This window comes from Nocardioides sp. CF8 (genome assembly GCF_000389985.1).
In the GTDB taxonomy this organism is placed as follows: domain Bacteria; phylum Actinomycetota; class Actinomycetes; order Propionibacteriales; family Nocardioidaceae; genus Nocardioides; species Nocardioides allogilvus.
Genome location: NZ_CM001852.1, coordinates 2,301,228 through 2,325,854 on the forward strand (window position 1 = coordinate 2,301,228; position 24,627 = coordinate 2,325,854).

Annotated in this window: 27 protein-coding genes; 20 read left to right on the forward strand and 7 right to left on the reverse strand. The window is 68.0% G+C overall.

Features of this window, described 5'->3' with window-relative positions; translation table 11 throughout:
- The first annotated feature begins 111 nt into the window (after window positions 1-111).
- The 5 genes from CF8_RS11210 to CF8_RS11230 are packed head-to-tail and all read left to right on the forward strand — an operon-like array spanning window position 112 to window position 3,721.
- Window positions 112-1,314: a CpaF family protein gene (locus CF8_RS11210; RefSeq protein ID WP_232211494.1), complete on the forward strand. Its 1,203-nt coding sequence runs from the start codon at window positions 112-114 to the stop codon at window positions 1,312-1,314.
- A complete protein-coding gene (locus CF8_RS11215; RefSeq protein WP_010833239.1) occupies window positions 1,311-2,168 on the forward strand; it encodes a type II secretion system F family protein in 858 nt (285 codons plus the stop codon). The genes CF8_RS11210 and CF8_RS11215 overlap by 4 nt, the downstream gene beginning before the upstream one ends.
- The gene (locus CF8_RS11220) at window positions 2,165-3,067 is read left to right on the forward strand and encodes a type II secretion system F family protein (protein WP_010833240.1); all 903 of its coding nucleotides are present in this window, start codon (window positions 2,165-2,167) and stop codon (window positions 3,065-3,067) included. The genes CF8_RS11215 and CF8_RS11220 overlap by 4 nt, the downstream gene beginning before the upstream one ends.
- 32 nt (window positions 3,068-3,099) lie before the next feature.
- Window positions 3,100-3,294, forward strand: a complete 195-nt coding sequence (locus CF8_RS11225; protein WP_036490790.1) for a hypothetical protein — start codon at window positions 3,100-3,102, stop codon at window positions 3,292-3,294.
- Window positions 3,263-3,721 (forward strand): TadE family protein, encoded by a 459-nt coding sequence (locus CF8_RS11230; protein ID WP_051204199.1) that lies wholly within the window; start codon window positions 3,263-3,265, stop codon window positions 3,719-3,721. Before CF8_RS11225 ends, CF8_RS11230 begins: the two co-directional genes overlap by 32 nt.
- A gap of 40 nt (window positions 3,722-3,761) precedes the next feature.
- Here CF8_RS11230 and CF8_RS11235 read toward each other — a convergent pair whose 3' ends face one another.
- The 3 genes from CF8_RS11235 to CF8_RS11245 all read right to left on the reverse strand — a co-directional run bounded on the left by CF8_RS11235 (window position 3,762) and on the right by CF8_RS11245 (window position 6,971).
- Complete coding sequence (locus tag CF8_RS11235; protein ID WP_010833242.1) at window positions 3,762-5,189, reverse strand: site-specific integrase; 1,428 nt, start codon at window positions 5,187-5,189, stop codon at window positions 3,762-3,764.
- A gap of 356 nt (window positions 5,190-5,545) precedes the next feature.
- Window positions 5,546-5,878: a helix-turn-helix domain-containing protein gene (locus CF8_RS11240; protein WP_010833243.1), complete on the reverse strand. Its 333-nt coding sequence runs from the start codon at window positions 5,876-5,878 to the stop codon at window positions 5,546-5,548.
- A 4-nt stretch (window positions 5,879-5,882) separates the two neighbouring features.
- Window positions 5,883-6,971: a tyrosine-type recombinase/integrase gene (locus CF8_RS11245; protein ID WP_010833244.1), complete on the reverse strand. Its 1,089-nt coding sequence runs from the start codon at window positions 6,969-6,971 to the stop codon at window positions 5,883-5,885.
- 170 nt (window positions 6,972-7,141) lie between these two features.
- Between CF8_RS11245 and CF8_RS11250 the strand changes: the two genes are divergently transcribed.
- The 4 genes from CF8_RS11250 to CF8_RS11265 are packed head-to-tail and all read left to right on the forward strand — an operon-like array spanning window position 7,142 to window position 11,669.
- Window positions 7,142-7,564 carry a TadE/TadG family type IV pilus assembly protein gene (locus CF8_RS11250; RefSeq protein ID WP_010833245.1) on the forward strand — a complete coding sequence of 141 codons (423 nt, stop codon included), beginning with the start codon at window positions 7,142-7,144 and terminating at the stop codon, window positions 7,562-7,564.
- Complete coding sequence (locus tag CF8_RS11255) at window positions 7,561-7,980, forward strand: TadE/TadG family type IV pilus assembly protein (protein ID WP_010833246.1); 420 nt, start codon at window positions 7,561-7,563, stop codon at window positions 7,978-7,980. The genes CF8_RS11250 and CF8_RS11255 overlap by 4 nt, the downstream gene beginning before the upstream one ends.
- The gene (locus CF8_RS11260) at window positions 7,977-10,991 is read left to right on the forward strand and encodes a LysM peptidoglycan-binding domain-containing protein (RefSeq protein ID WP_084622855.1); all 3,015 of its coding nucleotides are present in this window, start codon (window positions 7,977-7,979) and stop codon (window positions 10,989-10,991) included. The genes CF8_RS11255 and CF8_RS11260 overlap by 4 nt, the downstream gene beginning before the upstream one ends.
- A gap of 39 nt (window positions 10,992-11,030) precedes the next feature.
- Window positions 11,031-11,669 (forward strand): endonuclease/exonuclease/phosphatase family protein, encoded by a 639-nt coding sequence (locus CF8_RS11265; RefSeq protein WP_010833248.1) that lies wholly within the window; start codon window positions 11,031-11,033, stop codon window positions 11,667-11,669.
- Window positions 11,670-11,737: 68 nt separating this feature from the next.
- Here the strand turns inward: CF8_RS11265 and CF8_RS23470 are convergent, their stop codons facing one another.
- Window positions 11,738-11,869: a hypothetical protein gene (locus tag CF8_RS23470; RefSeq protein ID WP_269634791.1), complete on the reverse strand. Its 132-nt coding sequence runs from the start codon at window positions 11,867-11,869 to the stop codon at window positions 11,738-11,740.
- 5 nt (window positions 11,870-11,874) lie between these two features.
- Window positions 11,875-12,120: a hypothetical protein gene (locus CF8_RS11270; RefSeq protein ID WP_010833249.1), complete on the reverse strand. Its 246-nt coding sequence runs from the start codon at window positions 12,118-12,120 to the stop codon at window positions 11,875-11,877.
- Between the two features lie 150 nt (window positions 12,121-12,270).
- Here CF8_RS11270 and CF8_RS11275 point away from each other — a divergent pair, with 150 nt between their 5' ends.
- The 6 genes from CF8_RS11275 (at window position 12,271) to CF8_RS11305 (ending at window position 18,067) form a co-directional block, all read left to right on the forward strand.
- Window positions 12,271-13,179: a bifunctional DNA primase/polymerase gene (locus tag CF8_RS11275; protein WP_051204200.1), complete on the forward strand. Its 909-nt coding sequence runs from the start codon at window positions 12,271-12,273 to the stop codon at window positions 13,177-13,179.
- 331 nt (window positions 13,180-13,510) lie between these two features.
- On the forward strand, window positions 13,511-14,359 hold the full coding sequence (locus CF8_RS11285; protein ID WP_010833252.1) for a hypothetical protein: 849 nt from the start codon (window positions 13,511-13,513) through the stop codon (window positions 14,357-14,359).
- Window positions 14,352-15,329 carry a ParB/RepB/Spo0J family partition protein gene (locus CF8_RS11290; protein ID WP_010833253.1) on the forward strand — a complete coding sequence of 326 codons (978 nt, stop codon included), beginning with the start codon at window positions 14,352-14,354 and terminating at the stop codon, window positions 15,327-15,329. The genes CF8_RS11285 and CF8_RS11290 overlap by 8 nt, the downstream gene beginning before the upstream one ends.
- Before the next feature lie 45 nt (window positions 15,330-15,374).
- Complete coding sequence (locus CF8_RS11295) at window positions 15,375-16,040, forward strand: hypothetical protein (RefSeq protein ID WP_010833254.1); 666 nt, start codon at window positions 15,375-15,377, stop codon at window positions 16,038-16,040.
- 7 nt (window positions 16,041-16,047) lie between these two features.
- On the forward strand, window positions 16,048-17,166 hold the full coding sequence (locus CF8_RS20935) for a C40 family peptidase (RefSeq protein WP_010833255.1): 1,119 nt from the start codon (window positions 16,048-16,050) through the stop codon (window positions 17,164-17,166).
- An 85-nt stretch (window positions 17,167-17,251) separates the two neighbouring features.
- Complete coding sequence (locus tag CF8_RS11305) at window positions 17,252-18,067, forward strand: hypothetical protein (RefSeq protein ID WP_010833256.1); 816 nt, start codon at window positions 17,252-17,254, stop codon at window positions 18,065-18,067.
- 13 nt (window positions 18,068-18,080) lie between these two features.
- Here the strand turns inward: CF8_RS11305 and CF8_RS22535 are convergent, their stop codons facing one another.
- Window positions 18,081-19,250, reverse strand: coding sequence for a hypothetical protein (locus tag CF8_RS22535; protein ID WP_198016823.1), 1,170 nt, complete (start codon window positions 19,248-19,250; stop codon window positions 18,081-18,083).
- A gap of 94 nt (window positions 19,251-19,344) precedes the next feature.
- Here CF8_RS22535 and CF8_RS11315 point away from each other — a divergent pair, with 94 nt between their 5' ends.
- From CF8_RS11315 to CF8_RS11330, 4 genes are read left to right on the forward strand one after another with little or no spacing between them, the layout of a single operon-like run.
- Window positions 19,345-19,635: a DUF6112 family protein gene (locus CF8_RS11315; RefSeq protein WP_198016825.1), complete on the forward strand. Its 291-nt coding sequence runs from the start codon at window positions 19,345-19,347 to the stop codon at window positions 19,633-19,635.
- A 34-nt stretch (window positions 19,636-19,669) separates the two neighbouring features.
- A complete protein-coding gene (locus CF8_RS11320) occupies window positions 19,670-19,975 on the forward strand; it encodes a DUF6112 family protein (protein ID WP_010833258.1) in 306 nt (101 codons plus the stop codon).
- An 11-nt stretch (window positions 19,976-19,986) separates the two neighbouring features.
- On the forward strand, window positions 19,987-21,279 hold the full coding sequence (locus CF8_RS11325) for a type IV secretion system protein (protein WP_036492927.1): 1,293 nt from the start codon (window positions 19,987-19,989) through the stop codon (window positions 21,277-21,279).
- 6 nt (window positions 21,280-21,285) lie between these two features.
- A complete protein-coding gene (locus tag CF8_RS11330; protein ID WP_010833260.1) occupies window positions 21,286-22,734 on the forward strand; it encodes an SCO6880 family protein in 1,449 nt (482 codons plus the stop codon).
- A 65-nt stretch (window positions 22,735-22,799) separates the two neighbouring features.
- Here the strand turns inward: CF8_RS11330 and CF8_RS11335 are convergent, their stop codons facing one another.
- On the reverse strand, window positions 22,800-24,095 hold the full coding sequence (locus tag CF8_RS11335) for a DUF6884 domain-containing protein (RefSeq protein WP_198016827.1): 1,296 nt from the start codon (window positions 24,093-24,095) through the stop codon (window positions 22,800-22,802).
- Window positions 24,096-24,186: 91 nt separating this feature from the next.
- On the opposite strand from CF8_RS11335, the gene CF8_RS11340 reads away from it, so the two are divergent.
- Entirely contained in the window at window positions 24,187-24,594 is a 408-nt protein-coding gene (locus tag CF8_RS11340; RefSeq protein WP_010833262.1) for a hypothetical protein, read from the forward strand.
- Window positions 24,595-24,627: the final 33 nt, after the last annotated feature.

Sequence of the window (24,627 nt, forward strand, 5' to 3'; positions counted from 1 at the left end):
TCGACGTTGCGTGCTCAGGCATCGGAGCAACTGAGTCAAGCCGTGCAGTCGGGTCGCGCCCGTCTGGACAAGGAGGCGCAACAGGAACTCGGCCGGTCGATCGTTCTGGACTTGATCGAATCTGCGATGGCCGAGGCCGTCGACGCCGGTCAAGGGTCGTGGTCCCCCGCGAAGCAGCAGGCCACCGCCCAGGCCGTGTTCGACTCGCTGTTCCGGCTCGGCCGTCTACAGCCATTGGTCGACGACGACCGGATCGAGAACATCGTCATCGTCGGTCACGACAACGTGCAGCTTGAGCTGGTCGACGGGACGCTCGTACCCGGACCGCCGGTCGCCGACTCCGATCAGGAGCTGATCGACTTCCTCGTCTTCCTTGCATCGCGCAGCGAGGTGAACGCTCGTTCGTTCTCCGAGGCCCAGCCGAGCCTGCACATGAGGCTCGACGGCGGATCGCGCCTGGCCGCGGTCGCTTGGGTCACGACCCGTCCCTCGGTCGTGATCCGACGTCACCGGTTGATGCGGGTGACGCTGAACGACCTCGTCGCCCGCGACATGATGACGCCGGTCGTCGCCTCGTTCCTGCGAGCCGCGGTGCGCGCTCGGTGCTCGATCGTCGTCGCCGGCGCGCAAGGTGCCGGGAAGACCACGCTCGTCCGGGCCCTCTGCGCCGAGATCGACGAGCTCGAGGCGATCGGGACCTTCGAGACCGAGTACGAGCTGCATCTCCACGAGCTCGGCCGGCACAAGGTGGTCATTCCGTGGGAGGCCCGGCCGGGATCGGGTGAGCGGGGTGCTGACGGGCGCCAGTCGGGCGCGTTCACCCTCGACGAGGCACTGGTCGACTCCTTCCGCTTCAACCTCTCGCGACAGATCGTGGGCGAGGTCCGTGGCAAGGAGATCTGGGCGATGATCAAGGCGATGGAGTCGGGCACCGGATCCATCTCCACCACGCATGCGGCCGATGCTGTGGCGGCCGTACGCAAACTCGTGACCTGCGCGATGGAGGCGGGCCCGCACGTCACTCGAGGACTCGCGACGAGCAAGCTCGCAGCGACCGTCGATCTCATCGTCCAACTGAGCATGGAGACCAAGGCCGCGCCCGGCGGTGCCCAGCGGACGCGGCGGGTCGCCGAGGTCATCGCGCTGTCGCCCGGCGAGAAGGAGCCCGGTTACGCGACCACTCACGTGTTCCGCGCAGACGCCAGCGGCATCGCAGCTCCCGACGTCCTTCCCGACGAATACCGCCGGCTCGCTCAGCACGGATTCGACCTGGCGGCGTACCTCGCCAGCCAACCGCTGGGAGCGCGGCCATGACCACGATCCTTCCGGCCATCGCTGGTGGACTCGTCGCCCTCGGGCTCCTTGGCATCATCGTCGGCCTACGTCTGGCAGCCGTGCCACCGCGCGAGTCCACCCGACCGCGTCGCCGGCGAGGACCCACTCGGCGCACCCGCCTCCTGCTTCTTGCCGGTGCCGCGCTCGGTCTTGTCGGCTGGCTCATCACCGGCTGGATCCTGGCGCTCGTGATCGCCCCGATCGCCGTCATCGGACTGCCGATCCTGCTCAGTGCCCCACCGGCCGCGACGCAGATCGCGCGCCTCGAAGCCATGGAGGAATGGACTCGATCGCTGTCCGGGGTGCTCACCGTCGGTATCGGCCTGGAGCAGGCACTGGTCGCAACGCTGCGATCGACACCCGCGCCGATCGCCGATGAGGTCCAACGGCTGGTGAATCGGCTCCGGGCACGGTGGGACACCGAGAAGGCGCTCCGCGCATTCGCCGACGAACTCGACGACGCCACCGGCGACCTGATCGCAGCGAACCTGATCCTGGGGGCCCGTCGGCGCGGGGCCGGGCTGGCGAGCGTCCTTGAAGGACTCGCTGAGTCGGTCGGCGCCGATGTGCGCGCTCGCCGACAGGTCGAGGCAGATCGGGCCAAGCCGCGGGCAACGGCGCGGTGGGTCAGCGTGATCAGCGCGAGTGTGCTTGTCGTACTCGCGCTGTCCGGGACGTACGTCGAGCCGTACCGCACCCCGGTCGGCCAGGTGCTCCTCGTACTGCTCCTGTCGGCGTACGTCGCCACGCTGATCTGGATGCGGCGCATGGCCGCAGGCAAGCCGCTCCCCCGGTTCCTGGCGACCCGCGCAGTCGCGGAGGTGACGCGATGATCACCGGGCTGCAGTTGGCGATCCTCTCGGGAGGCCTCGTCGGCCTGGGCGCCGTACTCCTCGTCGCGCGCCTGCTGCCTGTCGAACCTGATCTCGCCGACGCGCTGGAGCGGGTGTCCTCGACGCGATCTCGCAACGCGACGGCCGCCGACTCCGCTCAGTCCAGCAAGGAGCGGCTCGGCCTGTGGGGCCTGCGCGTCCTGCCTGCCGGTCTGTGGGTTCGTACGCCGACTCGCGAACTCGCATTGCTCCGGATCCCGGTCGCGCAGTTCTACGGCGAGAAGCTGATGTTCGCTGGACTCGGCCTGCTGATCCCGCCGGTGCTCGTCACGCTGTTCAACGCCTTCGGGCTGAGCATCTCGTTCCAGCTCCCAGCCGTCGCGTCGCTCGGACTGGCCGCTGTCATGTTCTTCATCCCGAACTACAACGCGCTCGACGACGCGAAGAAGGCACGGCTCGAGTTCGCCCGGGCGCTCGGCGCTTACATCGACCTCGTGGCGCTGGAGCGCAACAACGGCATCGGACAGCGCCAGGCGATGGAGGCCGCCGCCGGAGTCGGCGACTCGTGGGTGTTCACCCGGCTCTCCGAAGAACTCACCCGATCGCGCTGGTCCGGGCTGCCGCCTTGGGACGCGCTGCACACCTTGGCTGAGGAACTCGGACTGCCCGAGCTCGACGACTTCGCCGCCATCATGCGCCTCTCGGGCGAGGAAGGAGCAGGTGTGTACGCGACCCTGCGCGCCCGATCGGCCGCGATGCGCACGGCGATGCTTAACGACGAACTCGCTCAGGCCAACGCCGTCGGCGAGCGCATGTCGATGCCCGGCTCGCTGCTCGGCGTCATCTTCATGGCGCTGCTCGTCGCGCCCTCATTGCTTCGCATGTTCACGAACTCGTGACCACGGAAGGACACATCCACAGGAGGAAGCCCATGTTGAAGGTTCTGGTCCTGCTGCAGATCGCAGCACTCATCAAGTACGACGACCTGCGCGCATCCCGCCGCAGCGAACGCGGCTCGGTGACGATGGAGCACGTCCTCTGGGCGGTCGCCGTCATCGGCATCGTGGGGATCGTGGTCCTCGCGGTCACGAACTATGTCACCTCAGAAGCGGGCAAGATCAAGTAGCCGCCGCCGGCGACGCGGCGAGCGGGGCTCGGTCTCGATCGAGCTCGTCGTACTGCTGCCCGCACTCTTCGCAGTCATGTTCCTGGGCATGCAGGCCGCCCTCTACTACCACGCGAAGACGGTCGCGATCGCAGCCGCGCAGCAGGGCGCCCGAGCCGCCGGCACCGAGCAGGGCAGGGAGTCCGACGGTGTCGGTGCTGCCAACGACTTCCTCAACGAAGCCGGCGGAGACGACGTACTGACCGGGACCTCCACGAGCGCGAACCGGACAGCCACCACTGCCACCGTGACGGTCAGCGGCTTCAGCCTGAGCGTTATCCCGGGCTGGAATGTCCGCATCACGCAGAGCGCGAGCGTGCCGGTCGAGAAGGTAACGGCGACCTCCGGTGGGTTCACGATTTCTGAAGGTGCGCGCCGTGGGAACTGACGTGTTCACCCTGTCACGGGCAGCGGTTCGGACCTTAGGTTCACGAACCTGGTGTGTCCGGGATCGGTTCGAGCCCGTCGAGCTCCGGGTTGGGCAAGTAGCGAAGGGCTCCTTCGACGGTGAGGCCGAAGAGGTCGCAGATGCGGCGTACGTCACCGCCGGTGACGAGTGCTTCGTGGAGGATGCGGTCTTCGCGGAGGGTCTGGATCGGAATGCCGATCTTGAGGCCGAACCAGCGGCCGCCGACGCGTTCGGTCCGGGTGGCGTTGCGGTGGTTGAGGAAGACGTGCGGGTTGGCGGTGCTGGGCCAGCGTCGGGTGCGGTAGTCGAGCCAGGCGGCGAGCCGGACGCGGACCGGGTCGGCCAGCAGGATCGTCCGGTTGGCGACCTTGAGCCTGCCGTCGGCGAGGTCGACCAGGTGCATGTTGCGCAGTTCGCCGGATCGCAGGCCGTGGAAGATGGCCAGCGCGGTGAGCGCGGCGCAGGCTGGGTCGGGCGAGTGCAGCGCTTCGCGGACGTGCGCGGCGTGGGCGGGCATCGGGTCGCGGCGCTCGTGGCCGCCGGTGTGCACCCGTGCGATGGGGTTGATGAAGAGCACCTTGCGGGCTTTGAGCACGGTGAGGATCGAACGCAGTCCGCTGCCCATGGTGGAGCGGGGGTTACCGGCGGGCGGGAGGACTGTGCGGACATCGTCGACGGTGATCTCGCGCAGCGAGGTGTGGCCTTGGGTGGCCCAGTGTGCGAGTGCGGGCATGGCCCAGCGCAGGTTGAGCCGGGTGGTCTGCTCGCTGCGCGGTTGGCGACGCGGCGGGGTGGTCGACCCGTTGAGCATGACGTCGAACCACTCGGCGACCTCCTCGAGCATCGGGCTGGGGAGCCCGGCTGTGGTGGTGGCGAACCAGGCGCGGATCGCGGGTTGGCGGTCGTCGAGCATGAGCGCCGCGGCGGTGGCGACGTCGATGACCGGGATGGCGGTCATCCCGATCGTGTGCAGGAGGATCGCGTCGGTGGCGAGCAGCATGGCGCCGGGGGTGTCTTGCATGAGCTGGAGGACCCGCATGGAGTGCCGGGTGCGGTGGGTGGTCGAGCTTGGCCAGCCGTGGCGCTGGGCGTGATCGAGGACGGCCTGGTCGAGGAACGCCGCCATCTGCTCATGGGGCGGGTCACCGAAGGGGCCCTTGCGGTGCGCGGCCGCCAGGTCGCGGGTCATGTCGAACAGGGCGTGCTGGACTTCCTCGACGGGGTAGAACTCGACGGCGTTCTTGGTCCGGGGCTTGGGTTTTCGGGTCGAGGGCTCGTACCGGCGGACCTTGCCTTTGCGGTCCTCGCCGTGGCGCCAGCGGGTGCTGCCCCACGGCATGTTGGCGAGGTAGAGCTGTTGTCCGCCGGCGCTGGCTTCCTCGATGGTCATCCCGAGGTGGATCACGGCCTGTCGGTCGCACAGGTTGCAGAGCTGGTCGCCGCTCACGGGCAGGTTCCCGCGATGGCAGAGCCGGCAGGTCCCGCGCGATCTCTTGGCGTCCCAGGAGAGGCATCGCCAGCATTTCCACTTGTACTTGCGGATCACGCCCCAGGCCAGGCAGTCCTTGCAGCTGTCGAAGCGTTGAGGCGCGTAGTGGTGGCAGCGATCGCACCGACCTTGGGAGTAGTAGCTGCCCGTGCCACCGCATCCGAGGCAGGCTGGTGGATCGAACGGACCGCCGGGCAGGCACTGGTAGCAGTAGTCGACCCGGGGACGGGTCCACGCACGCGGGCGGACGCCGCAGCCGCGGCACGGCTTGGGCTGGCCGCCGTGGGGAACCGCAGCGGGGCTCGCGTCCCAGCTCACGCGGGCGGCACGGTCCGGTTGCGTCCGAGTCGAGGTGTCACCGTCGTCGACGGGTGGGCGTCGGTGGGCTGGCTGCCGTCGGCCGTCATCGAGGTACGTCGGGCGGCGACCTTGTCAGGTTCGCGGATCAGCAGTTGCGAGGGCTCGCAGTCCAGCACGGAGCAGATCACGTCGAGGTCGTCGAGTCTGATCGTGGTGGGGGTGCCGGTCCACAGGGCCGACATCTTCCCGGCGCTGACTTCCAGGCCTGCCTCAGCCAGCTGGCGTCGCAGCTCGGTCGACTTCCAGATGCCTCGTTCGGCGGCGGTCATCCGCAGGTTCCAACGCATCGGCTCAGTTCTCCTTCAAATCGAAGCGGTCAGCAACGCGGGCGTTGGCCACAGCCCACGCCTGCTCGATGTGGTTGTCGTGGACGTGGACGTAGATCGTCGTGGTCTTCAGCCACTCGTGGCCCAAGAGCTCCTGGACGGCCTTCAGCGCGACGCCGCGCTCGTAGAGCGAGGAGGCGCAGTAGTGCCGCAGCACGTGCGGAGTCAGACGGCTGTCCCAGTCGGGAAGCCATCGCTGGACCGCGCCAGCCAGTCCGGACCGCAGCGCGTCGGCCCCAGCGCGGGTCGGTCGGCCAGTGACGCGGTCGTGGCGTTCGCTGGGCAGCAGTGGCGCGTCGGGGTCCTCCCAGTCGTCGCCGAACTGGTGCCGGACGTCGCGCAGCCACCACTCGAGCAAGTCGCCGACACCGTTGATCCCGGGAACCAGCCGAGTCTTCGGGCCCCGGCCGCGAGCGCCCTTGCCGAACCTCACGTGCAGCTTCCCGTGGTCGCCAAGGTCGGGTCGCCAATCGCGCAGGTCGAGTTGGACGGTCTCGTTGAGGCGGAGTCCGACGCGTCGCCACAGCGAAGCCGCGAGGTAGTCCCGGGCGGCGGGCAGGTACTTGCGCTGGTCGGGCAGGGAGTCGCGCCATTGCGTGAAGAGCTGCTCGACCTCCTGATCAGCGGGAGGGACCCGGACCGCACGGGTCCAGGTGCTGGCCGGCTTGTTGAACTCATCGATCGGCTGGCCGACCACGACTCCGGTCAGCGCGTGGATGTCGCCCTGGTAGCGGGTGATCGTGAAGTCGAAGAAGCGAGCCAGGCTGCTCGCCTTGCCTTCCACCGTCTTGCGGACCAGGCCACGATCTCGGCGCAGCGTCGTCAGCCAGCAGTCCGCGTCCTGAGCGGTTGCCGTCCAGACCGGGCGGCCGAGGAAGCGGATGAACTCGATCACCGTCGCTCGTTCGGCCGTGATGTACGGGTCGGTCAGGCCGGCGCCAACCATCGCGAGCGCGAACTGGTCGACGATCTCCTGCTCGAACTCCTCGACGTCAGCATCCGAGGCCAGCTTCCGCGGCGAGGAGATCGTCCGCACGACAGCCAGCGACACCACGGCACCTCCTGCTCACGAATCGACCAGTCATCCCGAACATATCGCCAAACCTTCAGGAATCACGAGAGTTTGTCAGAAAGTTTTGAGATGCTCCGACATGGTTCTGACCAGCCTCCTCGGCACCAACACGGACTTCAGGCACCCCACGAACTGAAGACAGTGGGGACACCGTGATCCGCCGGGACGAACGGGGCTCGGCCGCGATCGAGGCGGCGATCGGCGTGCCAGCCTTCGCCCTGTTCGTCGGCCTCATCATCTTCGGGGGTCGTACGGCGACCACCCATGAGGCGCTTCAGTCCGCAGCTGCCGATGCCGCCCGGTCGGCCTCACTCGCACGCGACGCGGACGTCGCCCGAGCCGATGCACGCGAGGCAGCGACATCCAGCATCACCAACCAGAAGATCGGCTGCTCGGCCGTCGATGTCGCCGTCGACACGAGCGACTTCAACAAGCAGCCGGGCGTCCCGGGTTCCGTGAATGTGACTGTGTCCTGCCGCCTCGACCTGTCAGATCTCGCAATTCCCGGAGTACCTGGATCCCGCGTCATGCGGGCGACCATGTCCAGCCCGCTTGATACGTGGCGCGAACGATGAACCGCCGAGACGAGCGTGGATCCGTCACTGTCTGGCTGGCCCTGTCCAGTTTCGTGATGATCTTCCTCGTCGGCCTCGCGGTCGACCTCGGAGGACAGGTCCACGCTCACGAGCGAGCCCACGACGTCGCCGCCCAAGCCGCGAGGGCTGGCGGCGAGGAGGTCGAGGGCGGCTCCGCCATCCAGGGCCACGATCTCGTGATCAACCCCGCCGCCGCACGCACTGCCGCGCAGCGCTACCTCGAAGCAGCAGGAGTCACCGGCACTGTAACGATCACCGCCGGCACCACGATCACCGTGACCGTGAACGACTCCTACGACCCGCAGTTCCTCAGTCTCATCGGCATCAACCGCCTCGACGTCACCGGCACCGCGACCGCACGACTCGTCCGCACCCTCGGAGGTAGCGAGCAATGAACAGAGCCAACTCCAGGGTGCGAGGCCTCCTGGCCACCCTCGCGCTCGTCGGATTCATGGTCGGCGTACCCGTCGTGTTGGTCTCTATCGATGCGCTCCCCGACCCGAGCGCGTTCACGTGGTCCCGACTGACGTCTCAGGACGACGGCACACTGGCTCTGCAGGTCATCACCGGGACCTGCTGGATCGCGTGGGCGGTCTTCACGTGCCAGCTCATTGCCTCCATCGTGTCGCAGGTTCGCGGCATCCGTACGCCGCGCCTTCCGGGTCTAGCTGTGCCGCAGCTCGCCGCCGACCGCCTGGTCGCCGCCGCGGCGCTGCTGTTCATCGCAGTGCCGGCCGTCAGTGCTGTGTTGCCTCAGCCCCGCGCGCACGCGGCAGTCGCGGCGCCGTTGCCCGAGGACCCGGCGGCTGCCGTCGACATCGCGTCGCCGGTAGGAACCCGAGCAGAGGACCGCGTCCAGGCGGTGCAGACCGAAACCGAGCGCTACACGGTCAAGCGCGGTGACAGCCTCTGGAAGATCGCCGAAGAGCGACTGGGTGACGGCACGCGGTACGTCGAGCTCGTCGCCCTCAACGAGGCCGTCCTCGACGGTCGTCCGGACTTCCTACTGCCCGGAACCGTGCTCAAGGTCCCCCGCGCGGACGACTCCACCAACGGCTCATACGTCGTCCAGCCCGGTGACACCCTCTCCGAGATCTCCGAGGACCAACTGGGCGACGCCGACGCGTACCCGTCGATCTTCCGCGCATCGCGCGACACCGTTCAGCCGAACGGTGCCCACCTCTCCGACCCGGATCTCATCCTCCCCGGCTGGAAGCTCACCATCCCGGGAGAGTCCGATCCGGCTGAGCCGCAGAAGCCGAAGCACGCTCAGGACCTACCTCTCCACGAGACGACTCCTCCCACCGATGGCGCGACTCCCCCCGCCCCCGAAGCAGCCGATCCGGCACCCGAGGAGGCTGCCCCTGAATCGGCCGAGGACGAGACCACCCCGAGCTGGCTGCTCCCGGGCTTGGCCGGCGCAGGAGCACTCCTGGCGGGCTCGCTCTGGCTGGTGCTGCGGCAGCACCGGCGCACCCAGCTGCGCTACCGCCGACCAGGCAGGATCATCGCGCCACCACCAGAGGAGTTGCGCCGGGTCGAGAAGTCGGTGCAGGTGAGCGGCTCTGCCACCGCCCATCCGATCGAAGAACTCGATGCGGCACTCCGGGGCCTCATCCCTGCACCGCGTCTGCTCTCCGTCCGACTCTCACCGAGCCGGATCGTGCTGACGCTCGCGGAGCCGGCTGAGCTCCCCAGGCCATGGACTGGGGAAGGCGTTGCATGGCGTCTCTCGGTCGCCGAAGCCACGACTCCTCCCCCAGATGCGCTGTCGCCGTACCCCATGCTGGTCAGCGTCGGGCAGGCCGACGACGGAGCGCTCGTCCTGCTCAACATGGAGGAGCTTCGTGCGGTGGCGCTCACCGGTGACGGCGATCGCAGCGCCGCGCTGGCTCGCCATCTCATGGCCGAACTGGTCGTCAACCCTTGGGCCTCGCCGGTGCACATCGAAGCACTGGGCATCGGCAGAGAGCTCGCCGCCATCAACCGCGACTTCGTCCACGTCCACGACCCCGGAGACGCCACGTTCCTCGACGCCCTGGCCGACGACCTCGGGGCTGCCAGCCCGACCGGCGAGCCCGACGAGTTTCACGCGGCGATCGTTGCCGCCGGCGACAGTGGGCCTGGCCTGGCTCGATTGGCGGGAGGCATCGTCGGATTCACGGGACGCTCCGGCGTGGTTCTGGTGACCGTCGGAAACGAAGCCGCCCCGCCGTACGTCGACGTCAACGTCTCACCTGAGGGGCGTCTTCGGATCCCGTCCCTCGACCTCGATCTCGCTGCATCGGGGCTCACCCCTGCCGAGGCGGAGGCCTGTGCCGCGCTGATCGACCTCACTACGGAGGCCCAGGTTGTGCCGATCCCCCGTCCCACCGACGAGGGAACCGTGTCGGACTGCGGTGGTGCGCTCGTCAACGAGCTGACCGAGCCGCGCCCAGAGGAACAACCGGCGGGCACCTCGTCGCTTCTGCCGCTCGACACCCACGTGTACGCCGACCGGGCGGCCACAACCGTGGATGACGTCGAGGCCCTCGCCCCCAACGCAAAGGATGAAGCCGCGCTGGCCGTGCGAGCCGCCGACCCGGACCTCGACGAAGACCTTGCCCGCTGGGATTCACCGGTACCCGTCGCACCGAAGGTCACGCTGCTCGGACCGATCACGGTCAGGACCCTCGGCGATGCGAAAGCGACGGCGCACCGACGGCCCTACTACGTCGAGTTCCTGGCCTATCTCGCTCTCCACCCCAACGGAGTCACCGCCGAGAAGCTCGCCGAGGACCTCTGCATTCGCCCTCAGAAGGCGCGGTCCGACTTGAGCATCATCCGGAAGTGGCTCGGGCAGAGCCGGACAGGCAATCCGTATCTCCCGCGGGCCCAGCAGACCCACCGGGACGGCGTCCCGGCGACGTACGCCCTCGACGGCGTCCTCTGCGATCTCGACCTGTTCAGGCGTCTGCGCGCTCGCGGCCAGAGCCGCGGCGCCGAGGGGATGGCGGATCTCGTCTCCGCGCTGCACCTTGTCAGCGGTGAACCATTCACCGACCTGCGCAAGGACGGCTGGGGCTGGCTCCTCGAGGGCGACCGCCTCGACCACATCATGACGGCCGCGATCGTCGACGTCGGACACATCGTCACCACCCATGCCCTGGCTGTCGGCGACCTCGGCTTGGCCGACTTCGCGTCGAACGTCGCACTCGCCGCGTCGCCGTACGACGAGGTCGCCGCTCTGGACCGCGTCGCGGTCGACCGAGCCATGGGAGACGTTGAAGGAGCCGATGCGCGGCTGCGGCACGAGGTCTTCAACCGTAGCGACGACGACTACGGGCCGGTCGAACTCCCGCCCCGGTCCGCTGAAGTCGTCGGAGAGAAGCCGCGCTTGCCAGCCTTCAGTCGCCGAACTGGCTGATTCGACCCGAGAAGACCTGCTGTAAGCCAGACTCCCGACGTGCGGATCGCGACCTGGAATCTCGAAGGCAAGTGGACGCCGCGGCATCGCTGGCTGATCAGGTCCCTGCAGGCGGACCTGCTCCTGCTGACCGAGGTGCTCGCCACGGTCGAGATCCCTGGGCTCAACATCCATCTCACCGAAGGTGAGATGCAGCCGGGGCGTCGTTGGGCCGCGGTCGCGGCTGAAGCACCTATGCGACCCCTGCCTGATCCGCACGGAGCCACCGCGCTCGCCGAGATCGACGGCCTTCGGGTCGCCTCGTCGATCCTGCCGTGGCGGAACGGTGGCGGCGCTCCGCCCTGGACCGGCCGAGACCAGGGCTCGAGGACAGCTGCCGCTGTCACGAGCATCCGGGCGGCCGCGCCCGTCGTTTGGGGCGGCGACTGGAATCACGAGCTGACCGGTCGGCTGTTCACGGGGTCCAAGGATGGCCGGACGTCGATTCTCGGGGCTCTCGACCAGCTCGGTCTCAGCGCACCTACAGGTGTGTCGCCCCACCGTCTCGATGGTGCCCGCAGCATCGACCACGTCGCCGTACCGGCCTTCTGGAGCGTCGTGGCCGTCGAGCGCGTCAGCGCGATCGTCGACGGCGTCGAACTCTCAGGTCACGACGCCTACATCGTTGAGGCCGAGTGATCGTCACGTTGCGCACGACCGGTTCGGTCCGGACGGCACAAGCTTGGATCTGACACGCGCACCTTGATTCACTCGCGCTCGGCTTCCTCGATCTCGCGTTGAAGTGCGAGCACGTCTTCCGGGGTAGAGCAGTCCGCGAACAATTCCGCGTACGGGTCGTCTTCTACGGGTTCGAGGCCGTCGTCGTTGAACTTCCCCATGGTGGCTACTTGAGGATCCAAACCTTCGTGCTGCGCGGGTGGTCCCGGCGAACCCTGCCTTGCGACTCGAGCTCCTTCACGGCGCGAGTCCGCACCGACTTCGCCTGGGCGGCCGTCATCTTGAACCGGTCCATCAGCCACGGGTGTAGCGGGGCGTGCGTCACGAGCGGGCCGGTCTCCTCGTCCCTGCCCGCGTTGCTGCGCAGGTGGTCGTAGACCGACTCCACGTAGTCACTGATCCCTTCGGGCACGAGTCCGAGGGTAGTCCGTTCACACCTGCAGCGCGGCCGATCGCCGCGACTTAGGGATACCTGCTGACCTGCGCAAACGCAGGTATCCCCCTCCCGAATCCGGGCAGGTATCCCGAAATCGTGGATACCTGACGGCGCATCGTCGTGGGCATGTTCGACGCCAACAACCCGGTCCCGACGTGGTCGGTCTCTACGATGCGACGCGTCGCAGAGGAACCGACACTCGCGGCCGCCGCAGTGCGCTACGCCAACCTCGGCATCCCGGTGTTCCCGTGCGCGCCCGGCGGGAAGCAGCCGCTGACTCCGAACGGCTTCCACGACGCAACCTCGGTCGCCCGAGTGGTCCACGCGTGGTGGCAGCGCACACCTGACGCGAACATCGGACTTCCGACCGGCGCTCCCGCCGGCGTGCTCGTCGTCGATATCGACGTCCACGCGGCAGGCAGCGGGTTCGCCTCCTTCGAGCGAGCCCGCGCCGAGGGGTTAGGCGACGCGTGGGGGTGGTTGGTTCGTACTCCGTCCGGCGGGCTGCACGCGTACTACCCGAATGCCCGCAGCGAGGAACAGCGCAGCTGGCAGGTCCCGTCGGCGCATGTCGACTTCCGTGGCGACGGCGGCTACGTGATCGCTCCCCCGTCACGGATCTCCGTCGACGGCGTCATGCGGTCGTACGACGTCATCGCCGTCGCCACCCATGCCGCGAAGCCGGTCGATGCGGTCGAGCTCCGCCGGTTCCTGGAGCCGCCCCGACCGACGCGGGTTCTGCCTCCGCCCGCCATGCCCACGACTGGGTGCCGCCCCGACGCGCTCGCGCGAACAGTGGCGCTGAGTCCTGAGGGCGGTCGTAACCACGCGCTCTTCTGGGCGTCGTGCCGCATGGCCGAGAACGGGCTCAGCCATGCCGACGCCATGAGCTGGCTGATGCCGGCCGCGCAGCACGCCGGGCTCCCGGACCGCGAGATCGAGACCACGGTCAACTCCGCGTTCCGCATCGCCTCCCGGCTCGGCCCCGGGAGCCGCCCGGGCCCTACCCCAGCGAGTGAAGGGATCCACCTATGAACACGCACGCCGAATACCGCCGCCACAGCTACCGGTCACCGGAGCAGCCGGCCAGCACGGTCGACCCAGCTGCCAGCGAGCTCGCACGCCATGGCGATCCGTCCCTCCAGCACGAACAGCCGGCGCTGGAGCGGACGCAGAAGCGGGTCGCCTGGATGCGCCCAACCGAGCTCGGTTCGTACGTCGGCCCGATGGTCGGCCGCGGGATCGACCTCCAAGCCGAGCTCGTACGACGAGCGCGACGTACGCCGACAACCGCCACTCGGACGCTCCGCCACTCCGCACCGAACCGCCCGACGACGTCCGCAGCGAGCCCGGAAGGACTGGGACTGTGAGCGCCTCGTTCGCCACCCCCGAGGGCCTTCGAGCCGTCCTTGAGCGCCTCCACGACCGCGAGAGGGTCGGCTACTGGGGATGGCGGCAGGACCGTGAGGCCGAGCGACTCATGCAGTTCACGATCCGCAAGTACCGATCACTCGCACGCACCCACCACTGCGAGCCGGAAGACTCGGCGTACGCCGCCTTCGAGGCCATGCGAACGCGTGCCGTCAGGTGCGCCGACGACCCGTGGGCGGTCATCACCCGTGCCGTCCAGGTCAGCCTCATCGCCGAGGAACGCGCAGCAGGTCTGCTCTGCTCGACAGCGCAGGCGCGGCGCCGCGAGGTCATGCGTAATCACGACGCCCGTCGTTTCGGCGAGGACGAGACCGGCTTCCTCGAACTCCTTGCCGAGAGCCGCGGCCCGTCACCCGTCGATGCCGCCGCGGCGCCGCCGCCGCTGAAGCCCGGGGAAACCTCCCCGACGAAGGCGTTCGAGGCGCTCAACCTGGTGATCAGCATGTTCGTCGCCCTGGGCTGGCCGATCAACAGCGCCACCTGCACGCTCGACTACATCGCCACACGGCTCATAGAGGCGGGCAACCGGCACGTCGCTCACTCCTACCTCCGGCGGGATCAGGCCGGTCGCGCCGCGCTCGACCTGGACCGCGAGTCATGGGCGACGGTGCTGCGGATCGTGCTCGGCAACCCCGACAAGGCCGCCGCCGCGACGCGCGCCGGCGTCGGCGTACTCGCCATGCTGGTCTGCGACTGGAAGGTCGTCGACCTGCTCGCAGACGACGGGCTCGTCGTGGAGATCCGCGACACCGCCCCGAAGGTAGCTAGGAGGATCGATGCCTGACAAGGGCCACATCGAGCTCGAGCGCCAGATCGACTCGATCACCGTCGGCGTACGCCACCGCAAGGACCCCGGCGAGCTGACCGCGCTGATGAAGTCGATCGAGGAAGTCGGCCTCCTCCAGCCCGTCACCGTCACTCCCGACGGCGTCCTGATCTGCGGCTGGCGACGCCTGGAAGCGCTGCGCCGACTCGGCCGGCGCACCTTGAGTGTGTGGGTCCGCTCCGGCATCTCCGACCAGCTCTCGCACCTGCTCGCCCAGCAGGACGAGAACGAGCAGCGCAAGCCACTCTCGCCGGTGGAGACCGCCCGGCTCTACGCCGAGATCAAGATGCTCGAGAGGGAGGAAGCGCAGCGCCGCATGGCCGCCACGCAGTTCGGCGGGGGAAGTCGCCATGGCGAAGCCTCCGGCTCCGGCGATTCGCCGGAGCCGTGCGGTGACTCTCGGACACGCGCTGCCCAACTGGCGACCGGTGGGAACTCTTACCATCGACTGGAGCAGATCAACTGGATCGAGTCGATCACGGAGGACGGGACGCTGAGCGAATCAGTACGCGAGTTCGCCTCCAACATGCTCAGCGAGATCGAGGATGGTGCACCTGTCTCGCCGGCGTACAAGCGCGTCAAGGCCGCCGTCGAGCTGGCCAGCAAGCCGCCCCCACCCACCAACGAAGAACAGGACGAGGTCACCCGGCTCGCCGCCGAAGCGCTCAAGCGCGTCCAGGAGGAGGAGAACGCCAAGCGGCTGCGGGCGCTCCGGAACAAGACCAAGCGCGCACCCCGTCATCACAGCCCGCGGTCGTTCACCCTGATGTGGTCCGAACTCGAGGGCTGGACCGACTTGTACGACGTCAACGAGCTCGCCGGCGCACTCAAGGACGACGATTGGGCACGCTTCGAGCGGGTCGTCACCGAGACAATCGACCTGCGCGACCGACTCCGCGAAGCCCGTACGACGGCCGCGTCGGCCTGACCGACGTACCTCCCGGGTGTCCACCACCTCGACCTCGGAGCCTCGATGCGCAACCTCACCTGGCGCCAGATCGCCGTCATCCTCGGCTGTGTCCTCACCTTCGCGACCCTTGTTGTCGGCGTCTACGGACTCGTGCGTGATCCCGCGGCCACCGAGCCGACCCAGCATCCTCGGCCGCCCGAGGAGGTCGCGGCGATCCCGGACGCGGCAGCTCCGGTGGTCACGCTCGAAGAGCGCGCCCTCCCCCACACGACCGACCCGATCGCCTACGCACGCGCCGTCGCGACCTCGCTGTTCGACTGGGACACCAGCCTCGGCTTCCTGCCGACCGACTACACCGCCGCTGTCCTGGCCGACGCCGATCCGTCCGGCGAAGAAACGCCCGGCCTGATCGCCGATGTCGCCACCTACCTGCCGACCGTCGACCAATGGCTCAACCTCGGCGCAATGGAAGTACGGCAGACGATCGAGGTCGACGACGCGTACGTCCCCGCGTCCTGGACCGCCGCGGTCCAGCAAGCCCACGGCCACCTCCGACCGGGCACGACGGCCGTCACCGTCACCGGAACCCGGCACCGGAGAGGCGTGTGGAACGGCCAGCCCGCCGAGTCGTCGCACCCGGCCGCGTTCACGATCTTCGTCGCCTGCGAGCCCTCGTTCGACCGCTGCCACGTCCTGCGGCTCTCGCAGCTCGACAACCCACTCAGGTGACGCGGCCATGGGCATCAAGGTGCTCGCCGTCAGCGCCACGGCCGCCGTACTCCTCGCACCCGGCGCAGCCGTCCTCGGCGTCGCCACCCTGATCAGCCCCGCCGCCGCGGGATCGGGCAGCTGCATGTGGGACGGTCAGTCGACCGAGAGCCTCGGCGTCAGCGGCCCCGTGCCGGACAGCCTCAGCGCGACCAACACCAACGGTGAGACCGTCACTCTCAACCAACAGCAGCTCACCCGCGCCGCGACAATCATCGCCACCGGCCAGAGCGAGAACATCCCGGCCCGCGGCCAGATGATCGCGGTCATGACTGCCCTGACCGAGTCGTCGCTGCGTGTCCTGTCGAACACCGGCGCCTACCCCGACTCCGGCAACATCCCGAACGACGGCGACGGCAGCGACCACGACTCCGTCGGCCTCTTCCAGCAACGCCCGGCCGCGGGATGGGGCAGCGTCGAGAACCTGATGGACCCCGTCTGGTCATCCCGAGCCTTCTACGGCGGTCCCAGCGGCCCGAACCACGGCTCGCCGCGTGGCCTGCTCGACATCGACGGCTGGGCATCGATTGAGCCGGGGGCTGCCGCCCAGGCCGTCCAGGTCTCGGCCTATCCCGACCGGTACGCCGTCAACCAGCCGATCGCGGAGAAGGTCCTCACCAGCTTGAGCGGTGTGTCGTTGTCCAGCGAGCTGGCATGCGCCCAGCCCGCAGGCGACGCACCACTCAACCTCCCGCCCGGGTTCGCCGGCGACTTCATCAAGGCCGCCGCGTCACAACTCGGCAAGCCGTACGTCTGGGGCGGCGGCGACTTCAACGGCCCCACCGCCGGGGGCTTCGACTGCTCCGGACTCGTTCTGTACGCCGCGTACCAAGCCTCTGGTGGACGAATCCGACTCCCCCACTACTCAGGCGACCAGATCCGCGCCGGCACGGGCATCCCGTTCGGGCAGAAGATGCCCGGCGACCTGATCTTCTTCAGCTACCCCGGAGCCGGTGGCCCGCACCACGTCGCGATCTACGTCGGCGGCGACCGGATCCTGCACGCACCGCGGACCGGTGACGTCGTGCGCCACGGGACGATTGGAGAGTTCGCGGGCGAGGTCATGACCGTCCGCCGGCTCGGCTAGTTGCGCACACCTGCCGGCTGTCATCGTCATCAAGGTGGCCCGGCGCCAGAGGTCTCCGGGGACTGCCGGGTGGCATCCTGACCGCATGGAGCAGGCTCGCCGGTTCGCGGTGCACGGCTTGGAGACCCACGTGGAGGCCTGGAGCGCCGTGCGGTTGCCTTTCGAACCGAAAGGCTGGCTAAGCGAGTACCGGCGCGACCTCCGCACGGCGCTGCGTTCCATGAGGGCAAGCCAAGCGGGCGTCCTCTACGCGGAGTACGCCACACCAGATCAGAGGTTCGCCGACCTCGAGAACGTGCTCCTCTACAACCTTGGAAGCGGCTGCTTCAACCATCTCGCTCGCCAAGGCCTGAGCTGCCGAAGGATAGCCAGCCGCGATGACCTTCACCATGTTCGATACACCAGCATCGAGCCGGAGGACGCGCCCAGGCCCGGCGGCCAACTTCTCGCTTCAGTTCGGTTGATCGATCTACCCCCAGGATCAACACCAGCGCATTGGTGGTCCGCGTTCCGCGAGCAACTCAAGGTGCACGGAGAAATCGGCACTTTGTATGGGGGCGAGCTTGGGATCACCGCCGAGCTCGGATCGAGTTGGAGTCGCCGCGACATCGCCCCATCGGTGAAGACACTGCTCGACGGGTTGATCAGCGCCCTGCACGTCCACGACTGGTCGAATCGTGAACACCTGGTGGCTGCTCTGGACGAAATCGGCGACGGCGAACGTCTGTGGGACCTCCTCAACGATCCCGCAATGGCGTTCCTGGGTCCACGACGCTTGGTCCGCCCTCACGGTCGGAGCATCGCGTGGAATCCGGCCGACGAACGCTGCGGGTTCTTCCAATTCACGAGGTCCGCGCAGGCCGACGCCGTGACCGTCAGAATCCACGCGCTGTCGCGCTGAGGTTGCTGCGTTGTCAGGTCTGCAGACTGAGTCGGAGCGCAGCTTGCAACGTTGGGGCGACGACGTTTGCGACGTATGGAGCATCCGGTCGATCGCCCCACCTAATGGTCCCGTGAGCCGAGGGGTGGGAGAAGCGGCAAACGACCACGCGGCGCCCATCAAGGATGGCCTCGTACAGGTGCTCCGTGTGCACTCGTTCTGGGGCAAGAACACCGGTCGCCCACTTTGCGACCTTGGTGCCCTGCAGGAGCACGATCGTAGGCTCAAGTATCGACAGCGTGGCGGAAAAGTGGGCGCCGCAGTTTCGGGCCATGGTGCCGGTCGGTCGCCCCTGGCTACCTCCGGGCGGGCCCGCTGAGCAGAGCAGCCGGTTGACCAGGGTAAACCCGTCAAAGAGATGGAAGCGTCGACCCTTCGTGGGAAGCACGAACTCGCCCTCGTAGTCGGTCCCGAGACCGGTTCCCAAGAGCAGCCTCAGCGCGGTCGTCGTGCCTCGCATATGGGGATTGCGTCCCGGGTATCCGTCCTGCGCGTAGTAGCGGTGCGCCAACCCCGACCCGTTCAGGACCTGCTGATACCGCGCTTCCATGGTGACCCCGCTGAGGTACCTGGCCGCCGATGGACCCTTGGCGAGACCGGACTCTTGACCCACGACTGCGATGCGTAAGGGCGCTCCGTCAAGAGTCAGGTCGTACCGCCGGCCGACGTGACTCATGATGCCTTCCCTGAAGGCATCGCCCTGGTGACGCGAATTGCGGCACTGCTGGTAGCTCGGACAGACGAACTGGCCATCTGACAGGAGGTTGCTTTCGACGTACCTGCTCAGCCTCGCGATGCGCCTTCTCGTTGCCTGGAGATCCACGCTGACCTGCCGGTCCCGCGGCTCGGTACGGCGGCTACCCGCGGTCCTCGCGAGCAGTAGCGGGACGAGTCGATCTCTCCAGGTCGGTACGTGAATGTGCCCGCTCGACATGCCTCCGTGCGCGAACTGCTCGCGATACACGGACTCCTGCGTTTCCCGGCGAATGTCGACACCCGCCAAGTCCTCGATGAGGGTGACGAGCAGGTTCTCCACGCCGTCGTCCGTGGGCGGGACAGGGGTTTGGTCGAGAGCCTCTCGGAGTGCCTGCCAGAGGTACCGATCACCGCGCAGCCCCCACTGCTCGGGCTCGGGAATGAACAAGGACCCCATCCTCACGTCGTCAGACTACGGGAGCGAGCGGAGGCGATCGGGGGGATGGAGAGCCCCGGTGCTTCGGTCAACGCACCTGATGATCATGACCCTGATGCTGCTGACTTTCACGGACGTCGGTCCGAACTTCGGCGCCGTAGGCGGAGCGGGTGACCTTCGCACCATCGTCGGTGCGCTCCTCACATACGGCCTGATCGTCGCCGTACTCATGCTCGTCGTCTCGGCGACGACCTGGGCCCTCGCGTCTAACTCAGGCAGCTGGCACACCGCTCAGAAGGCCAAGCTCGGCTGCTTCGTCGCCATCGGTGGCGCCACCCTCAGCGGCGCCGCGCTCACCTGGGCCAACTGGCTGCTGGACATCGGGCCGCACCTCTAACACGTCCGCCCGTCCGACGTCAGGAGTCCCTCCGATGAACCTTCCCGCAGCAGCCCTCCTGCTTCCCCTCGACATCGAGATCCACCCGAACTCGAACGGGCTCCCCGGCATCGGCGAGCTCAAGCAGATCGTCGGCGCCGCGATGACGGTCGGGTTGATCCTCGCCGTACTCGCCCTCATCATCTCCGCGATCGTCTGGGCGCTCGGCGCGAACTCGAGCAACCCGCACCTCGCGGGCCGCGGCAAGCTCGGCGTACTCGTCGCGCTCGGAGCTGCGATCGTCTGCGGCGCTTCGGTGACGCTCGTGAACTTCTTCTGGAACGTCGGCCAGCAGGTCTGAGGGAGATGGTCATGGGTGTCTGCGATGTGCCGGTGATCCACGAGGTCTGCAACGCGGCCGGGGACGCGGCCGGTGCGGTGGTGACAGCTCCGTTCGACTGGCTCGCGCAGGGCATGGGCGGCGCTGCCGAGTGGATGTTCACGTCCGTCTGGAAGGTCATCGACTCCACGACGTACGTCGACGTGACCAGCGGCGAGTACACCAAGGTCTACAACATCATGTTCGGCGTCGGGGTCTTCGTGATGCTCGGCTTCTTCATGCTCCAGGTCATCGGCGGCATGATCCGCCGCGAGCCAGCCGCGCTGTCGAGAGCGGCGCTCGGGCTCGCGAAGTCGATCCTCGGATCCTTCGTCGCCCTCGCGCTGCTCGCGACCGCGCTCGAGATCACAGACCAGTTGTGCATCGGGATCGTCAATGCCGCCGGCACCAACATGAACGAGATGGGCGACAAGGTCGCCGTACTCGCCGCCGGACTCGGCACCATCAACCTCGCAGCACCCGGCGCCGGTGCGATCCTGACGATCTTTCTCGCCAGCCTCGCCATCATCGGCGCCATGGTCGTGTGGACCAGCCTCCTGATCCGCAAGGCGCTCCTGCTCATCGCGATCGTATTCGCCCCCATCGCTCTCGCCGGATCGAGCTGGGATCACACCCGCAGTTGGGTGAGCCGCTGGGCGACATTCGTGATCGCGATGATCCTGTCGAAGGTCGTCCTCGTGGTGATCTTCCTGCTCGCGACCGCGCAGGTGTCTGCGCCGATCGACGCGGACCTGGAGTCGGTCAGTCAGCCGATGGCCGGCGTGGTGCTGATGCTGATGGGCGGGTTCGCGCCATACCTGACGTACAAGGCGATCGCGTTCATGGGCTTCGACATGTACCACGCGATGTCGGCTGAGCAAGAGGCCAAGGGTGCTCTCAACCGGCCGATGCCGATTCCACTCTCCTGGCGCACGGACAGCGAGCCGGCCAAGGTCTTGGGCGACAGCGGCGGCGGTGGGGGTGGCGGTACGACGTCCGGCAGCTCGCCCGCGACAGCGGGACCGTTGGCTGGCGGACCATCGAGCGGCGCGGGCGGCGGTGGCGCCGGGGCCGGTGGTGCCTCCGGACGTGCAGCGGCAGCAGGCGGAGCGGTCGCTGCCGGAGTGGTGGTTGCGAAGGAGGCCGCAGCGGCTGGCCCTCGGCTCGGCAACTTCGTTGCTGCGCAGGCGACCGGACAGGCAGAGGCGCACGAGTCCGCCGCGCCCTCGGCCGTCCCGCCGCCGGTCGCGGACTCGACGCTGGTCGACACCGCTGGGAAGAAGTGATCGGCTGTGGCCACGACGACCGGCGAACAGGAACTGACCCCGATCAAGTTCTCGCGCCTGACCAAGCGCGGCGTACTGCTCGGCCTCTCCGGGCCTCAGCTCCTGATGGCCGGCCTCGCGTCGGGCACCTTGATCATCGGCTTGTACGTCGGCGCCATAGTGATGACCTTCCCGATCATCTTGCTCTTCGTCGCGCTGGCCTTCGTCGGCGTCGGCGGACGCAAGCTCATCGAGTGGGCGCCGATCGGCGCGCGGTGGCTCTGGCGATCCACCGGCGGCCAGCTCCTCTATCGCCGCCGGATCGCGAAGCCGCGCCCCGCGGGCACGCTGGCGCTGCCGGGTGATGCGGCTCGGCTGCGCCAGTGGGTCGACCCCGAGACCGCCGCCGTCATGATCCACGACCCACACGCAGGTATCCTGACCGCGATCGTCGGTGTCTCCCACCCCGCGTTTGTACTGCTCGACCCAGCTGAGCAAGAGCGCCGCGTTGTCTCTTGGGGCCGCGTCCTCGCGACTGCATGCCGCTCCGGGCGAATCGCCTCCGTCCAGGTGATGGAGCGGACCCTGCCCGACTCCGGCAAGGGCCTGGCGGACTGGTGGGAGCAGCACGGCAACCGCTCAGGCACCTGGGCGTCGACGACGTACGGCGAGCTCGTCGACCGCGCCGGCCCGGCCGGCGAGCGCCATGCCTCGACCGTGTCCATCTCGCTCGACATGAAGGTGGCCGGACGAGCGATACGGGCCGCCGGCGGAGGCAAGCGAGGTGCCGCCGCCGTACTCCGGCAAGAGATGACGACCACGCTCGCCGCCCTCCGATCCGCAGACCTCTCCCCCGGCGAATGGCTCACACCCGGCGACCTTGCGCTGATCCTGCGGTCGGCGTACGACCCCGCCGTCGCGGGCGCACTCGAGCGCCAAGGCGACATCGGCCGAGACCTCGCCACCGCGGGACCCGTCGCAGTCACCGAATCGTGGGGCTCCTTGCGCAGCGACTCCGCGCACCACTGCGTGCTCTGGATCAGCGAGTGGCCCCGATCCCTCGTCTACCCCGGCTTCCTCGCACCCCTGCTGCTTTCCTCCGGCGTGCGCCGGACGTTCACGCTGCTCTACACGCCGATGCGCACCGACCGCGCGGCCCGCGACATCCGCAAGAAGAAGACCGAGTACATCTCGGATGCCGCCCAGCGGCAGAAGATCGGGCAGATCGAGGATGCCCAGCAGACCGCCGAGTACCAGGACGTCCTCCAACAAGAAGCCGACCTCACTGCCGGCCACGGCGTTCTGCGAGCGACGGGGTTCGTCGCCGTCAGCGCGAGCGATCCTGGCGAGCTGGAGCGGGCTATCGCCGCGATCGAGCAGGCCGCGATTCAGGCCTCGTGCGAAACACGTCGCTTATGGGGGCAGCAGGCCCAGGCGTTCGCGGCTGCTGCGCTTCCGCTCAGCCGAGCGATCTGAGGCTCAGAGACACTCTTCGGTTGCCTGTGCCAGTCCGAGGGATATGTCGAGTCGGTCGTGCCGGATCAAGTACTGCCGTACTTCTTCCGCAACACAGAGAGCTGTTGGCGAAGCGGGGTCTTCGGAACCTTGGCCAGATTGAGCGGCGGGTCCAGCTCGGTGAGGATCTCGGATTCCAAGCGATCGAGGGTGTCGACATCAGCAATAGGAATCGGGATCACTCGAAGATGCGCATGCATCCACCGGGTCAGCTGCTTCTCGTCGATCGTCGGCTGGCCGTGGGACTCAGCGAGGATCGACCCGAGACTGCGTCGCAGGGTGGAGAACTCATGCCTTTTGCCCAGGTGCATGGTGGCGATGCGGCCCCAGAGTGTGTTTGAGGACGCCGCGCCGCCGCTTCGAGTCGCGCCAGCGAGGCCGGCATAGATGAGGCCAGGTTGGATGCGGTGCCCGAGCCCGCGAGTGAGGTCGTCGGCTCCAGCATCGTCGATCCACCAGCTGTACATCCCGGGCACGCGAAGGTCGGTACCGCCGCCCGCGATGATGTCGGCGAGCGGCGTTGCTGTCTCCCCGTCTTGGAGCTGCGAGATCACCGTGGTCCCGCTCGATCCGCCGACGGCATCGTTCTTGAGGTACCAGGACAAGCGCCGGCCGAATGACAGGCCCTTGAGCTGGTCGAGCACCTGGGCGCCACGCGTTCGGAGCGCTTGCTCTACCGCCTCGACGTAGGCAGCTCCGGCGTGGACGTCGATGAGCACGCCCGACAGCGAGCCCAACGCATGCTCCAATTGCTCGGCCACCTTGTCTCCCCACAATCGCCGGTACTCGCGAGAGGTGTCTGGGAGGTATCGCTCGTACGGTTCAAGCCAGTCATCGGGGCGGACCAGGCCGTGCTCAGCCGAGAGGATGAACCAGGGACGACCGCTGGCTTCGGCGTAGGTCCGCATCTTCACGAAGTAGTCCGATACGTAGAGGTCCCTGGCGGCCGCTCCATGGCTCAGCTTGCTCTTCACGCACCCGACGAGGACGACGTCAACCGATCGACCAAGCGCAAGAGCGGCTTGGGCGGTGGACCGCGTCGCCGCTTCTGTTCCGCCTCGAGGCGTGCGAGCAGCCGAAGCCCCTGTGCCTCCACCGATCGTGAAACCGAGATTCTGCAGCCACCGACGCGAAGACTGCGACTGGAAGCGCTGTCGATCGGACACACCGGTCGCTAAAGAGATGACCTGCTTGACGGGCCAGCGAACGCCGTCGATCTCAACCCAATACTCGCGAACATCCTCGGGCACGCGGCCAGCGACCCTCGCCCGGACCAACTCCGGTGTCAGTTCGAAGGACTCGCCGTCCAGTGTGATGCGCATGTCCATTGATATCGCGACGATCCGACAGATGCCGGGCGGACCGTCCCGCGCACCTCATCGATGAGAACCCATCGATGAGGGGAGACCCACCATGTCGAGCTTCAACGACCCCGTCGCCGACGCCGACGAACTCCGCGAAGCAGTCCGCGGCCTCGCCCATGCCACACGCTCCATCGAGGACCCCACCTCGATCTACTCCGTGCTTGGCTCCATCAGCTCAGCCCTCGCATCGCTGAGCCAGTCGCTCCATCAACTGGGTGACCTCCACGACGGGCCGTCACGCAAGCAGGCGTGGATGAACGGCGACCCGAATGCAGGACGCGCTGCGTCGTACAAGGTCTCCTGGGAGCTGCATCGCGCGGCCGAGATGATCCATCAGGTCGCCGAATGTGTCGACCGGGCACACGAGGTCGAGGCGACCATCGCCTACGACATCGCGGACTATCCGTCCCTCGCTCCGGTCCACCAGCCGCTGCAGGATCGCGGGTTGTCCTTGTGACCGGGTGGCAGGACGGCCGACTTCATTCGGCGG